At 49.5% G+C, this 13,879-nt stretch carries 14 protein-coding genes and 1 pseudogene; 9 read left to right on the forward strand and 6 right to left on the reverse strand.

Annotated elements, in window-relative coordinates; genetic code table 11:
- Positions 1–61: 61 nt before the first annotated feature.
- Complete coding sequence (locus C2M17_RS14320; protein ID WP_105201399.1) at positions 62–949, reverse strand: LysR substrate-binding domain-containing protein; 888 nt, start codon at positions 947–949, stop codon at positions 62–64.
- A 128-nt stretch (positions 950–1,077) separates the two neighbouring features.
- On the opposite strand from C2M17_RS14320, the gene C2M17_RS14325 reads away from it, so the two are divergent.
- Positions 1,078–2,058 carry a TDT family transporter gene (locus C2M17_RS14325; RefSeq protein WP_105201400.1) on the forward strand — a complete coding sequence of 327 codons (981 nt, stop codon included), beginning with the start codon at positions 1,078–1,080 and terminating at the stop codon, positions 2,056–2,058.
- Between the two features lie 111 nt (positions 2,059–2,169).
- Here the strand turns inward: C2M17_RS14325 and C2M17_RS14330 are convergent, their stop codons facing one another.
- Positions 2,170–2,730, reverse strand: a complete 561-nt coding sequence (locus tag C2M17_RS14330; RefSeq protein ID WP_105201401.1) for a fasciclin domain-containing protein — start codon at positions 2,728–2,730, stop codon at positions 2,170–2,172.
- Positions 2,731–2,903: 173 nt separating this feature from the next.
- Between C2M17_RS14330 and C2M17_RS14335 the strand changes: the two genes are divergently transcribed.
- The gene (locus tag C2M17_RS14335; protein WP_105201402.1) at positions 2,904–3,740 is read left to right on the forward strand and encodes a glycosyltransferase family 25 protein; all 837 of its coding nucleotides are present in this window, start codon (positions 2,904–2,906) and stop codon (positions 3,738–3,740) included.
- A 210-nt stretch (positions 3,741–3,950) separates the two neighbouring features.
- On the opposite strand, the gene C2M17_RS15880 is transcribed toward C2M17_RS14335, so the two are convergent.
- From C2M17_RS15880 to C2M17_RS14345, 3 genes and pseudogenes are all read right to left on the reverse strand, one after another.
- Positions 3,951–4,115: a hypothetical protein gene (locus tag C2M17_RS15880; RefSeq protein WP_158683729.1), complete on the reverse strand. Its 165-nt coding sequence runs from the start codon at positions 4,113–4,115 to the stop codon at positions 3,951–3,953.
- A gap of 55 nt (positions 4,116–4,170) precedes the next feature.
- Positions 4,171–4,395 (reverse strand): annotated as a pseudogene (locus tag C2M17_RS14340) (IS1595 family transposase); the annotation flags it as partial.
- Between the two features lie 86 nt (positions 4,396–4,481).
- Positions 4,482–6,254 carry a M61 family metallopeptidase gene (locus C2M17_RS14345; protein ID WP_105201403.1) on the reverse strand — a complete coding sequence of 591 codons (1,773 nt, stop codon included), beginning with the start codon at positions 6,252–6,254 and terminating at the stop codon, positions 4,482–4,484.
- 193 nt (positions 6,255–6,447) lie between these two features.
- Here C2M17_RS14345 and C2M17_RS14350 point away from each other — a divergent pair, with 193 nt between their 5' ends.
- From C2M17_RS14350 to ilvN, 7 genes are all read left to right on the forward strand, one after another.
- Positions 6,448–6,774, forward strand: a complete 327-nt coding sequence (locus tag C2M17_RS14350; RefSeq protein WP_105201404.1) for a hypothetical protein — start codon at positions 6,448–6,450, stop codon at positions 6,772–6,774.
- Between the two features lie 25 nt (positions 6,775–6,799).
- A complete protein-coding gene (gene ppnN / locus C2M17_RS14355) occupies positions 6,800–8,143 on the forward strand; it encodes a nucleotide 5'-monophosphate nucleosidase PpnN (protein WP_105201405.1) in 1,344 nt (447 codons plus the stop codon).
- Between the two features lie 14 nt (positions 8,144–8,157).
- A complete protein-coding gene (locus C2M17_RS14360; protein WP_233998007.1) occupies positions 8,158–8,961 on the forward strand; it encodes a 5'-3' exonuclease H3TH domain-containing protein in 804 nt (267 codons plus the stop codon).
- 60 nt (positions 8,962–9,021) lie between these two features.
- Entirely contained in the window at positions 9,022–9,414 is a 393-nt protein-coding gene (locus C2M17_RS14365; protein WP_105201407.1) for a DUF3192 domain-containing protein, read from the forward strand.
- 308 nt (positions 9,415–9,722) lie between these two features.
- Entirely contained in the window at positions 9,723–10,730 is a 1,008-nt protein-coding gene (locus tag C2M17_RS14370; protein ID WP_105201408.1) for an isocitrate dehydrogenase, read from the forward strand.
- A 340-nt stretch (positions 10,731–11,070) separates the two neighbouring features.
- Positions 11,071–12,795, forward strand: coding sequence for an acetolactate synthase 3 large subunit (locus tag C2M17_RS14375; protein ID WP_105201409.1), 1,725 nt, complete (start codon positions 11,071–11,073; stop codon positions 12,793–12,795).
- Entirely contained in the window at positions 12,795–13,292 is a 498-nt protein-coding gene (ilvN, locus tag C2M17_RS14380) for an acetolactate synthase small subunit (RefSeq protein WP_105201410.1), read from the forward strand. The genes C2M17_RS14375 and ilvN overlap by 1 nt, the downstream gene beginning before the upstream one ends.
- Positions 13,293–13,446: 154 nt before the next feature.
- On the opposite strand, the gene C2M17_RS14385 is transcribed toward ilvN, so the two are convergent.
- The gene (locus C2M17_RS14385; RefSeq protein ID WP_158684038.1) at positions 13,447–13,827 is read right to left on the reverse strand and encodes a hypothetical protein; all 381 of its coding nucleotides are present in this window, start codon (positions 13,825–13,827) and stop codon (positions 13,447–13,449) included.
- Positions 13,828–13,879: the final 52 nt, after the last annotated feature.

Genomic DNA, 13,879 nt, shown 5'->3' on the forward strand with positions numbered 1-13,879 from the left:
GTTGTTATATTTTCACCCGTTTGCTTGCCTCAAATTAGCTCGCTATCGACTCAAGAGTTTTTTACTGTGCGGACCAACTCTCACAAAAGCGCATAAACTGCTTAAGTAACGGGCTTTGATATTTTTCTTTATGGTATAACAGCCAATAATCCCGTGTAAGTGTGATTGGCAAGTTCAATATGCTCACCCGCTTTAACTGTTCAGCCTGGCTCAAGGCTCGGCGTGACAAACAGGTAATGCCGAGCCCGGCGGCGGTGCTGTTAATAATGGCCGAGGTGCTATTGAGCTCAAACGCCAGTTGCCACTTGCTTAATCGGGCGCCAAGGTGATTTAGAAAGTATTCCCGGGTACCTGAGCCGGGCTCACGTAACAACCAATGCTGCTGCTCCAGATCCGCTAGCGTGGGTGCCGACAACTGCGCCAGTGGATGCTGCGGATGGCAGGCCACTACCATCTCATCGCCCAGCCAGGGAATACTATGGAGCTCACCATGATGAACCCTGCCCTCTACCAGGCCGATATCGAGCTCAAACTCACACAACTTCTGGCATATCTGCGCGGTATTGGCGATATACAAGCTCTGCTCAAGATGACCCGAGGTGGCACGAAAATCTCGCAATAAAAACGGCGCGACCTGATTGCCTAGGGTATCACTGGCACCGATGTTTAACTTGCCGGTGATCGCGCCCTGTTGACTAAACAAATGCTCAATATCCTGGCTGCGCGCCAGCAATTCATCCGCAAGGGGCAATAAACGCCGCCCCTGCTCATTGATCAGTAAGCGGTTATTGTGACGATCAAAAAGCTGCTGTCCCAGTTGCTTCTCAAGCTCACTCAGCGCCATGCTGACCGCCGGCTTAGATAAACATAGCTTGTCGGCGGCGCTGGTGATACTGAGTTCCTGAGCCACGGCCACAAACACCCGCAATTGTCGTAACGCAATATTCATGCGCCCCCTGTTAAGTATTACTTAAAGATATGCTAAATATTTTAAAATATATTAAACCAACATTTCCCCTTACACTAGTGCCCAAATCGCGCGACTCGCCGATGGAATAAACACTCAAAGGGCTAAGCATGACCATAAGTGAACGACAATCCAGGTTAACCAAGGTACCTACTCCCTTATCAGGGTTAGCCCTGGGGATAGCCTCATTGGGCTGGTGTTGGGAGAACGCCGCCGCTTTGAACGGCCTGGCGCAAGCCTCGGGGGCCTTAATCGCAACGGCGTTATTGCTGCTGGTACTGGCCAAGTTTCTCACTCATCCCCTTACCTTGCGGGAAGACTTGCGTCATCCGATGACAGGGAGCGTGTTGCCCACCTTTACTATGGCCACCATGGTGGTATCGAACGCCTTGGGCGCGCTCACCCCTGCGCTCGCTCAAGGACTCTGGCTAGTGGCCGTGCTGTTGCACTGCGTGTTCTTCGCACTGTTTGCGTACCACCGTTTAAGCGACTTTCAACTTCAGCACATGGTGCCAAGCTGGTTTATCCCGCCCATCGGCATTATTGTTGCTGACGTCACCTTTCCCGGCGGCACGCTGCGCCCTTTAGCAGAAGCTTTACTGATTTTTGGTATGGCCATGTATGCCCTGATGCTGCCGCTTATGCTCTATCGCTTACTCTTTAAAGAACAGGTTGCCGATGCCGCCAAGCCCACCCTGGCCGTGCTGGCGGCACCTGCGAGTTTGTCACTGGCCGGTTATCTTTCCTTGGTTCACGGTCCTTCGCCGCTGGTGATAGGTGTGTTGCTCACCCTGGCGGTACTGATGACATCCGTGGTGTATCTGGCATTCTTTAAGCTCCTTCGCCTGCCCTTTAGCCCAGGTTACGCTGCCTTTACCTTTCCGCTGGTGATAGGTGCCACGGCGCTGTTTAAAGTCGCGGATTGGATGACAGTCACAGGCTGGCAAGCAAAAGAAATTGGCTGGGTAATATCCTTGGCCCAGATTGAATTAATGGTAGCCACCTCGATTGTTGTGTATGTCTGTGGCTGCTATTTACACCATTATCGCCCCCAGGCAAGCGAGGTGAAATCTAGCGCAACGCCCATTTAATGCCCGTCATCGGGAAGCGCCATGGCGCTAATAAACGTGGGTGGTGAACAGCACTAAAAAAAGCGCTCCTAAGAAAAGGAGCGCTTTAACTGAGGACAGTGATTACCACCACTAAGGAATAAGTACGGTGTCTATAATGTGCACCATGCCGTCTGCCAAGCGATTGTCTATGTTCACTAGGCCGGCTTCAGAACCATTGGCAATGATCAGGCCACTGTCGAACATAATGGTGTTGCCATCGAGCATGGTTAACTGTTTCGCTCTCACTACCGAGCGAGAATTACGCACCCCATCGGTCACATGATAGGCAAGCACCCCGGCCACCCCTTCAACACCCAACAAATTTACCACGGCGTTGTAAGCATCCTCGTCATTGTCCGTGTTAGTGAGGTTGTAAAATGCCTGGTCGTTTGGCGCAAATACGGTGAAGTCGGTGCCATCGAAAATTCCTATGGTGTTGGTATCGATCAGCGCTGCAACCAGGATATCGAAATCACCACCATTGTCATCAAAGTCAAACGGGCTGCCAGAAGCGCCAACTGCAAATTCAACTATGCTGGCTGGCGACTTATCGGCCCACTTGGGGGTATCGGCCATAGCCGGCGACGCCAAAGTAGCGCTCAGCGCTGCGGCAATAAGGGTGGTGTGTAAAGAGCGGGCTAGAGAATTCATGGTCTGAGTCCTTATACATGTCTGATAAAGGGAGATTCACATTCACTACAGCCATCTCTACGTGTCTATTATTCAATCAGATCACATTTTTCTTTTAGACCTGCTTCCCCCCCATAACACTATGGACACTCAGACCTTTAACGTAACCACCCTGTCATCTCGAATACACAGCTATGACTTATTCCTATCCCATACTGGCGCCAAGACAATCGGTGGAGAGCATGATGATCCCCATTTATGTGATTAACCTCAAAGGCAGTGACAATAGACTGCAACGGGCGACGCAACAGCTAACCGCACAAGGGTTAACCTTTGCACGCATTGATGCGGTGAACGGCCGCCAACTATCTGCAGCGCAAAAGCGTGAAGTGGTGGATGACAAAGCCAATCGCAACAAGTTCTACCGCCCTTTAAGCGATGGCGAAATCGGCTGTTACCTTAGCCACAAAAAATGTTGGCAAACCCTGCTCGATAGCCAAAGCGAGTATGCCTTGGTGCTTGAAGATGACTTTTCCCTGGTCGGGGATCTTAAGTCCAGCCTGGCGTCGGTGTTAAATCACAAGTTCCCGGTAGACATCATCAAGCTTTGTAATTATCAAGGGCGAGAGCGCACCAACAAGTTCAGCACCGAGCTGGATAGCACACACAAATTAGTGATCCATGATAAGCCGTTAAGCGGCTGCTGTGCCTATGTGATCAGTCGCTTCGGCGCAAAGCAGATGTTGGCTCATGCAAATAAGATTTATCGTCCGGTGGACACGGACATTCAGCATACCTGGGAGACCGGCGTTTATGTTGGTGCCCTGCATCCCTACCCCATAGCCCAGGACAACTATTTTGACAGCGATATAGCCAGTAAGGGACGAAATAAGCCCAAGGCCTATCCGCTGCAAAAGCAGTGGCTGGCCTTGCACAATTGGACGCCTGCTTACAGGGCACGACGCCATTTGGTTGCCCTGCTGAGAAAGCAGGGCCGTAGAGCTTACCCTATCTCTGCAACCACCGCCTAAGTGCGTTTTAAAGGAATAACCCTAGGTGTCGGTGCTCTACGCCGACACCTCAACAACGAAAAATAAGCTAGACACCCATTCTAAAACAACCTCTAAGGTAGGTGTCTAGGTAAATACTAAGGTGGGTGTCTAGGTAAATAATTGGCTCTATTATCGTTAATTGTTGAATAAGTAACTATGTAGGTGTAGATATCCGTATCGACGTAAATCTTACTTAGTAAAAATAGCTTTGAAGAACTCTTTAATTAAGTCAAACATACCAACGGTAGTGTTTACTGGATCAATAATCTCTGAGCCGTTTTGACTTTGTTTATCTTTATTTTTATCTGGAACGGTTGTAGGTTTCGGTTGGTTGTTTTGTATATTGGTTTCCATGTTTAGTCTAACCTCCTGTTTTTTTATTTAAATAATAAATGACTGAGCCACATTATCAATCAGCATAAACCCCATGTGGATAAGCTAGATTTTCATTAACTAAGTAGTCTATTTTGATTTCCTTATATTTATCAAGTTTGCTATCCATCATTCTCATCCACCCAAGGTAATTTGGTAAGTATTCTGTTCCAACGCCATTAAATCTGCGCATCCAGCCCCTTAAACGACTCATATAGCCATTTACGTTCTGTATATGGAACTGACCACCGATCACACGCTCACCCTTACTTACAATGAAATAACCAAGACACCCACTTTAATTTAAGGTGGGTGTCCGCCTAATTATTAAGGTGGGTGTCCGCGTAATTAGTCGCCTAATTCAACGCCCATCCAGGCTTTGAATAGCGCCTGTTGCTGCTGTGTAGGTGCCTTCACCGGCTGTACTTTGGCATCCTTATCATAATCCTGCCCAAGGATAAGGTTCACTTGTTGTAAACGGTCGCGACGGAAGAAGCTCACCGATACCTTATCACCCGCACTATACGCACTTAAGGTGGTCGCCAGGTCGGTACTGATGCGACGACCATCAATGGCAACGATCAGGTCGCCTGCTGTCAATCCGGCCTGCCAACTTGCGCCGCCACGACGCACATGATCCAGCTTAAGCAAGCCCTTGTCGGTGCTGGTATTTACATCCAACGAGGCAATCTGTTTAGCATCTTCAGGATACACGCGCTCCAAGCCCACGCTAGTGAGTAAGGCGTCAAAGTCCAAGTTCATAGGCGCTTCCACATTCTCGGCCCACCATAAGGAGTAATCCTGACCGCTCAGCTCGTTCAAGATGGCAATCACGTCTTGCTCATTAAAGCCCTTGGGCAATTTATGCCTGTTAAAGAGCTGACGGTGTACATCGCGGTAGCTCACCTGGCCGTTTGAATCACTCAGGAGTTTTAAATCCAATGCCATAGACAGCAAAGAGCCCTCCGAGTAAATATTGGTGCTGTAGTTGCGACCATGATCACCGCCTTGATTGATCCATTTGTCAAAGCTGGTATGGGCGGCACTTTGCACCTCACGTCCCGGCGTCTTAAGGTGGGTGTTAATACGTTTACCCAGGTCCTTAAAGAATTCCTTCTTGGTCATTAAGCCCGAGCGTAGCAAAAGATGATCTTCCAAATAACTGGTGGAGCCTTCCGCCAGCCATAATAAACGCGTGTAATTCGGCGCGACATAGTCATAGGGCACCATGCCTTCGGGGCGATAGGCTTTAACGTTCCAGGTGTGAATAAACTCATGCGCGGCGGTGGCAATAAAGCCCAAATAGTCTTCGCGCTTGGCAAACTTATCACGGTGGCGCTGAATAATGGTGGAGTTAAGATGCTCGGTAGCACCACGCGCGCCAGAGGTGGCATGTACCATAAACACATAACGCTCATAAGGGTAGTCATCCCATACCACATGACCGGTTTTTACCAGGGTTTTCAGGTCGGCCACCATCTTGTCGCTGTCGAAGTTGCCTTCGCCCCAAATAACCAGCTCATAATCGCGGTTATCGACCGAGAAGGAGTGCAGCTCATTGATACCCGTTTCTATGGGTGAGTCCACTAAGACATCGTAATTTGGAGCAACAAATTGATGTTGGTTCTTGCCCTTGTTCATTCCCGACACCGAGCGCCACCCCTTAGGTACTTCCAGCTGTACAGTCACAGGCTCATTGCGCGTCGCCTCGCTGTACATAAAAAAGCCGGAGGCATCGATAAAGGCATGGGTGTCATCGATATGGCGGGCACGTAAGCCCAATTCATTGGCATAGACCTGATAACTCAAGGTCACGGCGGTGGGCTCGTTTAAGAAAATACGCCAGGTGCTTTTATCAATTTTTTGCCATTTCAGGGCTTGGCCCTGCGCGTCGGTGGCGTTGAAGTAACGCACGCCGTTAGCCAAATTGAGGATGTCATAACGCCCGGTGCGCCAGGCCGGGAACTTGGCATCTATATAACTTTGCCCGGTTTTGGCAAAGCTGACACTGACATCACCTAAGTGATGAGCACCCTGGTCGATGGAAATTTGATAATTTGTGGCGGCCTTTGCCACCGAGGAAACCAGCAGCATAGCCGCCGCAACTAGGATTTTTTTCACTGCACACCTGTTGTCTTGGTAGTTTGCGCGCAGCCTAACAAAGCACCGAGGGCGCCACAAAATTTTGCGTTCAACTGCCGGAAAACTATTGCTTATTCACCCAAAGACTTTGCCCCTACACAAACCAAAGCCAAGCCATTAACCCCTAAATTTTCGACAAAAACCTGATACATAATCAGTATTTGCAATAATTATGTTGTACACTGGAAAATATAATAACGAAAAAGGATTGCAGGGCGTGTCACTACAGTTTGAGACTATAAAAAGAAAGTCACATTCAGCTATTTCAGAACACCAGACCATAGAAATGACGCGGCAGGAACAGGCCGTCACCCTTGCACAATTTATCGCGAAGTTATCGCTCACCTGCAAAGGAATCGCTCGCGAGCTGGATTATCCATTAGCCAGTATTCGTGAGCAGTTGCAGCCCGACGACCGTATTCAGGAACTCGGCTCCATTATTTCCGAGCTCACCGCCCTAAAAGCCTTCGGCCACGATCCTTTAGTGGTCAAGAAATAGCCAAGTTTAAGTAAAGGAGTAGGCTATGAAAATACAGCTCAACCCAACTGGGGTACTCAACTTACTTTCGCAATTGGAAGTAGATTTACTGGAACAATCAACCACCGACCGCTATCGGTTGTTTCGCAACTGTGCGTTGGCGGTGCTTAACGTGGGCAGTCATACCGACTCCAGCGCCGAGATTTATGACAGCTATAAAGACTTTAATATCAGTTTGGTGGTGCGCGAGCGCGGCATTAAAATAGAACTAACCAATCCACCGCAGACGGCGTTTGTCGACGGTGATATTATTCGCGGTATTCACGAACATATTTTTTCTGTTATCCGTGATATTTTGTTTATTTGTCAAAGACATCACACTATGCACGAAGCCGATCCCAGAGCCATCACGCACATGGTCTTTGATATGCTGCGCAATGCCAACGCCCTGGAAGTAAACACCGACCCTAACATGGTAGTGTGCTGGGGCGGCCATTCCATTAATGAAGTGGAATATCATTACGCCAAGGAAGTAGGTTATCAGCTTGGTCTGCGCGGCCTGAATATTTGTACCGGCTGTGGCCCAGGTGCCATGAAGGGGCCGATGAAGGGCGCCACCATAGGCCATGCCAAACAAAGGATCTCCAACCCACGTTACTTGGGGTTGACCGAACCGAGCATTATCGCCGCCGAGCCGCCCAATCCTATCGTCAATGAACTGGTGATCCTACCTGATATCGAAAAGCGCCTTGAGGCCTTTGTACGCGTGGCGCACGCCATTATTATTTTCCCTGGAGGCGCCGGTACCGCCGAAGAACTGCTTTATTTGCTCGGTATCTTGCTGCATCCGGAGAACGACAAACAACAATTGCCGGTGATCCTCACCGGGCCCGCAGAAAGCCGTGCCTATTTTGATGAAATCGTTACCTTTGTCGGCGATACCTTAGGTCCGGAAGCGCTGGACAAATTCGAGGTGATCATCGACGATCCTGCGCTTGTCGCCCGCACGGTGAAACAAAGCATGCAGGATGTGCGCGACTACCGCCGCCAGCATGGCGATGCCTATTATTTCAATTGGACGCTGCGTATCGACCCCGAGTTTCAGGCACCCTTTGTGCCCAACCATGACAATATGGCGGCATTGAACTTGCACCTCAACCAACCCAAACAGCAGTTGGCAGCGAATCTTCGCCGCGCCTTCTCGGGCATAGTAGCTGGTAACGTTAAGGACGAAGGCATTCGCGCCATAGGCCAGCATGGGGTGTTCGAGCTATGCGGTGACCCTGAGCTTATGGGTAAAATGGATGCCCTGCTTAGCGCCTTTGTGGCTCAGGGTCGAATGAAGCTGCCCGGCAGTGCCTATATACCCTGTTACACCATCCAGACTTAGGCCCAAACCTGACAATGCAATTATTACTGATCGATGCGCTGAACCTCATTCGGCGCATATACGCCGTATGTGAAAGCCAATACGGAGCCCATAGTGAACAAGCCATAGAGCAGGCCATTATCCGTGTGGAGCGAGCGTTAGCCAAACTAAAGGCCCAGCACAAGCCCCAGTATGCGTTGGCCGCCTTTGACGGCGACAGCAGTTGGCGCTATGAGTTTTTCTCTGCTTACAAGGCCTCTCGTAAACCCATGCCCGAGGCACTGAGCAAACAGCTGCCGCGCTTTATGAATGCCATTAACGCCCAGCAAATAGCCGTGGTGCGCGCCATCAACGAAGAGGCGGACGATGTCCTCGCCACCTTGGCCGCCAAGGCCAATAAACAAGGTATCGAGGTGGTGATAGTCTCCACCGATAAGGGCTACCTGCCACTCATTGAGCAGGGGGTTATGGTGTTCGACTACTTTACCCAAGCCGAGCGCACCGTCGCCGAGGTGCAACAAAAATACGGTATAGATGCCGCGCGCCTGTGGCAGTATTTCGCCCTGGTGGGCGATAAAACAAATGATATTCCCGGAGTCAGCGGCATAGGCGCCAAGTCGGCACAGGCACTGCTAAGCCAATATCCCAGCGTCGCCGATGCCCTAAACACTGAGCCCGATGGTAAGATTCAGCAGCTTTTAGCTCGGCATTTGCCAGACTATGTACGCGCCTTGGCCCTGGTGTCACTGCGTACAGACATAGATTTGGGTATCTCCTTAAAACAATTACGCCTAAGCGCGGATGCGCCACAAATTACGCTGCATACATCGCAAATTTAGCATTGCCAAAATGAACTAGGTATACTGGCCCAAGGTGTTCGGCTTTAAGGGTAAAAACTGATGTGGACTAAGGTCTTAAAATACATAATTCTCGGTATCGGCGTATATGCGGCAATAGCCACCTTGGTGATGAGCCTGTATAAGGATGATCCCGGTTCCATGGTGTGGCAAGACAGAGAGGCCTATAACAAACGTTTTATTGCCAAGCTCGACTCCACCTCGCCTATGCATATCGAAGAAGTGCTGGCCACCTTGGGCACCCCAGATCTTACCTTTGTAAAGCGCCGCGGTGAGGATATCTACCAGATAGTGTTTTATCGCACCCAGCATGTAAAAGCCGATGGCATTACCACCAAAGACGAGTGCACCGGGTTGTTGTTTAAAAACAAAAAGCTGCTCGTTTGGGGGCAACAGGCCGAGCTGGCCTATGACAAAGTCGACTTACAATCCTAAGCAGGACCAAGGCGAGCTGAGCACCTAAAATTGTTTGTTCGCATTCTTCCCTATAACTAGATTCAGCCCTTATTTTTAATAGCTGAAAAGCGGCTGTAACCCCCAGTACAATTCATCTTATTTATAATGGAAATAACATATATTTAAATGCCATATACTGGAAAATTAGGGGTTTAACTGCTATAAATCGCCCTGAATTCTCACGTAAATTTCCGCCACCCTCATCAGCTTTCTAATTACCCACAACAGCTTTGTGCGGCTATGCTATTGGTGTCGGACTCATCTATCAGTTTTAAGGAAATTGTTAAATGGCTAAGCAAACCATTACTGTCATCAAAGGCGATGGCATAGGTCCCAGCATTATTGATTCAGCTCTGGAAATTCTAAACGCCGCCGGTTGTGACTTTGACTACGAATTTGTTGATGCCGGTCTGGCCGCACTGGAAAAAACCGGTGAGCTATTACCGCCAGAGACGCTTGAAGCCATTGAACGCAACAAGATCACCCTAAAAGGTCCATTGACGACTCCGGTTGGCGAAGGCTTTACCTCAATCAACGTCACCCTGCGTAAGCAATTTAACCTGTATGCCAATGTGCGTCCGGTTAAATCATTTGCCGGCACCAAAGCACGCTATGAAGACATCGACATCATCACGGTGCGTGAAAACACTCAGGGCATGTACTCGGGTCTTGGCCAGGTAGTATCGGACGATGGCAACGAAGCGGAAGCCATGTCAAAAATCACCCGCGAAGGTGCAGAGAAGATAGTCACTTTCGCTTATGAACTTGCCCGTCGCGAAGGCCGTAAGAAGGTGACCGCGGTACACAAGGCCAACATTCTAAAATCGACTTCCGGCCTGTTTTTGAAAGTCGCCCGCGAAGTAGCAGAGCGTTACCCGGATATCGAGTCGGCTGAGATGATCGTTGATGCCGCCTGTATGAAGCTGGTTATGAACCCGGAAGAGTTCGACGTAATAGTTACAACCAACCTGTTCGGCGACATCCTCTCTGATCTGTGTGCCGGTCTAGTAGGTGGTTTGGGTATGGCACCAGGTGCCAATATCGGTGAAAATGCCGCTATTTTCGAAGCAGTTCACGGCAGTGCGCCGGATATCGCCGGTAAAAACCTGGCCAACCCCACCTCGGTGATCCTAGCGTCTATTCAAATGCTTGAATACCTGGATATGGGTGAGACCGCAGAGCGCATTCGTGCGGCCGTGGCCGATGTGATCAAATCAGGTGACCGCACCACGCGCGATCTAGGTGGCGAACACGGCACCACAGACTTCACTGCGGCTGTGATCGAACGCCTATAACCCCGCATTCAACATAAAATATCTAAGCCAGCGTCAGCTGGCTTTTTTTCGTTCCAAAATCGGCACAAAAAGCAAGAAATAACCCTAAAAGGCAGATTAATATTCACTATAAGAATATTTTATCCAAAAACCCATTCATCAGGGTTGACATAAGTTGCCCAAAAAACTAACAATAACTAGGTCACCTTTAATTTATATCTAGGTAATACTATGTCGTTTATGTTGGTTCTCGTGGTTCTACTCGTGGTGGTCTTTAACCAGACTGCGGGGTAGGCGTGAGCCAACGTCTAGGCTAAACAACCCCCGCCCTTATGCGGGGGTTTTTTTTTGAGGAATGAGGATGAGTAAGCAACAATACAACGGCGGTGAGCTGGTTGTCGAAGCACTAAAGGAGCTAGGCGTTAACTATATTTTTGGTTACCCCGGCGGCTCGGTGCTGGATCTCTACGACGCACTGTTCGAACAAAATGATATCGAACATATCCTGGTGCGCCATGAACAGGCAGCCACCCATATGGCCGATGGCTATGCCCGCGCCACGGGTAAGGTGGGCGTGGTGCTGGCCACCTCAGGTCCAGGTGCCACCAACTGTGTTACCGGTATAGCCACCGCTTATATGGACTCCATCCCCATGGTGGTAATCTCAGGCCAGGTCCCCACTCACCTTATTGGCGATGATGCCTTCCAGGAAACCGATATTGTTGGTTGCTCTCGCCCCATAGTGAAACACAGCTTTAACTGCCGTCGCGCCGAGGAGATCCCCACCCTGCTTGCCAAGGCCTTTTATATTGCCAGCAGCGGCCGCCCGGGCCCGGTCGTGGTTGAGCTCCCCAAGGATGTACTTAACCCGGCGGCCAAGTTTGATTTTAAAATGCCCCAGGATGTGGCCATCCGCACCTATAACCCAAGTAAAAAAGGCCACCCGAAACAAATAAAAAAAGCGGTCGAGGCCTTGCTAACGGCACAAAAACTGGTGATTTATTCAGGTGGCGGGGTGATCCTCTCCAACACCAGCGAACAGTTGACCGAACTGGTGGAAACCCTTAATGCCCCCTGCACCAATACCTTGATGGGGCTTGGTGCGCTGAGCGGTGAGCACCCGAACTTTATCGGCATGCTCGGCATGCATGGTACCTTAGAAGCCAATAAGGCCATGGCCCATGCCGATGTTATATTGGCCTTGGGCGCCCGTTTTGATGATCGTGTTACCAATAATGTGCAAAAGTTTTGCCCCAACGCCACCATAGTGCATGTGGATGTCGACCCCACCTCCATTTCCAAAACCATCAGCGCCCATATTCCTGTGGTCGGCAGCCTGGACATGGTGTTGCCGCAACTATTAAGCGCCATCGCCAAGTCGGGGCAAAGCATTGACCGCCATGCCCAGGAAGACTGGTGGCGACAAATCAATCGCTGGCGCGAGCAAAAGTGTTTGAGCTACAGCCCGGGTGAAGAAAAAATCAAACCGCAAACCGTGATCGAAAAGCTCTATCAGGCCACCAATGGCGACGCCTATATCAGCTCGGATGTGGGCCAGCACCAGATGTTTGCCGCCCAGTACTACCCCTTTAAAAAGCCGCGTCAATGGATCAACTCAGGCGGTTTAGGCACCATGGGCTTTGGCTTACCGGCAGCCATGGGCGTGAAGCTGGCGTTTCGCGACCAAGAATCAATCTGCATTACCGGCGATGGTTCGATTCAGATGAACATCCAGGAGCTGTCCACCTGTTTGCAATATAACCTGGCGGTTAAAATCGTTTCCTTGAACAACCGCTCTTTAGGCATGGTCAGACAGTGGCAAGACATGCTCTACAGCGGCCGCCATTCCTCTTCTTACATGGAATCCTTACCGGATTTCGTCAAGCTTGCCGAAAGCTATGGCCATGTGGGTATTCGCGTCGATCACCCCGATGAACTCGATGCCGCCATCGCAAAAATGATGAGTATTACTGATCGCCTGGTGTTTCTCGATGTCCGCGTCGATGAGCTTGAACATGTTTACCCAATGCAGATTAAACTCGGTGCCGTTGATGATATGTGGTTGAAAAAAGGAGTAAAAGCATAATGCGTCGTATACTTTCCATCTTACTTGAAAACGAACCCGGCTCCTTGTCACGTATCGTCGGCCTGTTTTCCCAGCGCGCCTATAATATCGACAGCCTGGCGGTAGGCACCACGGATGATGCCTCGCTCTCGCGCATCACCATCACCACTCAGGGGGGCGATCGGGTGCTGGAGCAGATCCTCAAACAGGTGAATAAGCTGGTCGATGTACTTAAGGTGATAGATTTAACCGAGCAAAGTCATATCGAACGCGAGCTGCTCTTGGTTAAGGTGATAGCCCAGGACGAAAAAACTCGCGCCGCGGTGACCCGGGTTGTGGATGTTTTTGGTGGCGCCATCCTGGATATGGGCCGCATCAGTTATTCATTGCAACTGGCGGCGAGCACGGAAAAGCTGGAGTCCTTCCTCGATACCCTGCGCCATGAAACCGATATTATCGAAATGGTGCGCTCCGGCGCCATCGGCTTAGGCCGAGGCGATAAGGCATTAAAAGGGTAGGTAAAAATCGAAGCGGTACGTTCTGTGCCGCTTTCTATATGGCCAATGTCGAAGAGGTATACAGTTTCATACCTAAACTGTGCTAGGGGCTGTTTATAAGATCAGCTCTGTGTCATTTTTGGACGGTAGTAACACCCCATCCATAATTGCCTTGTTAGGTATTTTTTTTACCAAACGAAATTAGTAGAGTATAGAAAACAACTATTAAGCCAGTATTAGCTAGAAATATATTCTGCACTGTAAAAGTATTTAAGAATATCAAAAAATAAGCTGATACCGCTGCGAGCAAGGCTAGGTAAAGCTTTGTGAACCTAATATTTCTTTCGCTTACTTTTTCCTTTCTGGCATCAAAGGCTATACCGAAATAGAGACTCCAATTAAACACAAATACAATCCCTGCTAATACGTACTTACTTCCTTTACCATGTTTTAAATATTGAAAAACCGGGTCTATAGTCTCTGGGCTATAAATCATTAGTAAATAAGGAATAGCAGGAATCAATAAATAGACTAAATATCCTTTTAATCTACCCATAATCATAAATACCTAACGCCCCAAGCAGGGGCAATAACACGTAGGCTAAAAT

This window comes from Pseudoalteromonas sp. T1lg10 (assembly GCF_002964545.1).
GTDB lineage: Bacteria > Pseudomonadota > Gammaproteobacteria > Enterobacterales > Alteromonadaceae > Pseudoalteromonas.

Excerpts from the sequence above, each read along its gene's own strand:
- C2M17_RS14320 (WP_105201399.1), bottom strand. The coding sequence starts at position 949 with ATGAATATTGCGTTACGACAATTGCGGGTGTTTGTGGCCGTGGCTCAG.
- C2M17_RS14325 (WP_105201400.1), top strand. The coding sequence starts at position 1,078 with ATGACCATAAGTGAACGACAATCCAGGTTAACCAAGGTACCTACTCCC.
- C2M17_RS14330 (WP_105201401.1), bottom strand. The coding sequence starts at position 2,730 with ATGAATTCTCTAGCCCGCTCTTTACACACCACCCTTATTGCCGCAGCG.
- C2M17_RS14335 (WP_105201402.1), top strand. The coding sequence starts at position 2,904 with ATGACTTATTCCTATCCCATACTGGCGCCAAGACAATCGGTGGAGAGC.
- C2M17_RS15880 (WP_158683729.1), bottom strand. The coding sequence starts at position 4,115 with ATGGAAACCAATATACAAAACAACCAACCGAAACCTACAACCGTTCCA.
- C2M17_RS14350 (WP_105201404.1), top strand. The coding sequence starts at position 6,448 with ATGTTGTACACTGGAAAATATAATAACGAAAAAGGATTGCAGGGCGTG.
- ppnN (WP_105201405.1), top strand. The coding sequence starts at position 6,800 with ATGAAAATACAGCTCAACCCAACTGGGGTACTCAACTTACTTTCGCAA.
- C2M17_RS14360 (WP_233998007.1), top strand. The coding sequence starts at position 8,158 with ATGCAATTATTACTGATCGATGCGCTGAACCTCATTCGGCGCATATAC.
- C2M17_RS14365 (WP_105201407.1), top strand. The coding sequence starts at position 9,022 with ATGTGGACTAAGGTCTTAAAATACATAATTCTCGGTATCGGCGTATAT.
- C2M17_RS14370 (WP_105201408.1), top strand. The coding sequence starts at position 9,723 with ATGGCTAAGCAAACCATTACTGTCATCAAAGGCGATGGCATAGGTCCC.
- C2M17_RS14375 (WP_105201409.1), top strand. The coding sequence starts at position 11,071 with ATGAGTAAGCAACAATACAACGGCGGTGAGCTGGTTGTCGAAGCACTA.
- ilvN (WP_105201410.1), top strand. The coding sequence starts at position 12,795 with ATGCGTCGTATACTTTCCATCTTACTTGAAAACGAACCCGGCTCCTTG.
- C2M17_RS14385 (WP_158684038.1), bottom strand. The coding sequence starts at position 13,827 with ATGGGTAGATTAAAAGGATATTTAGTCTATTTATTGATTCCTGCTATT.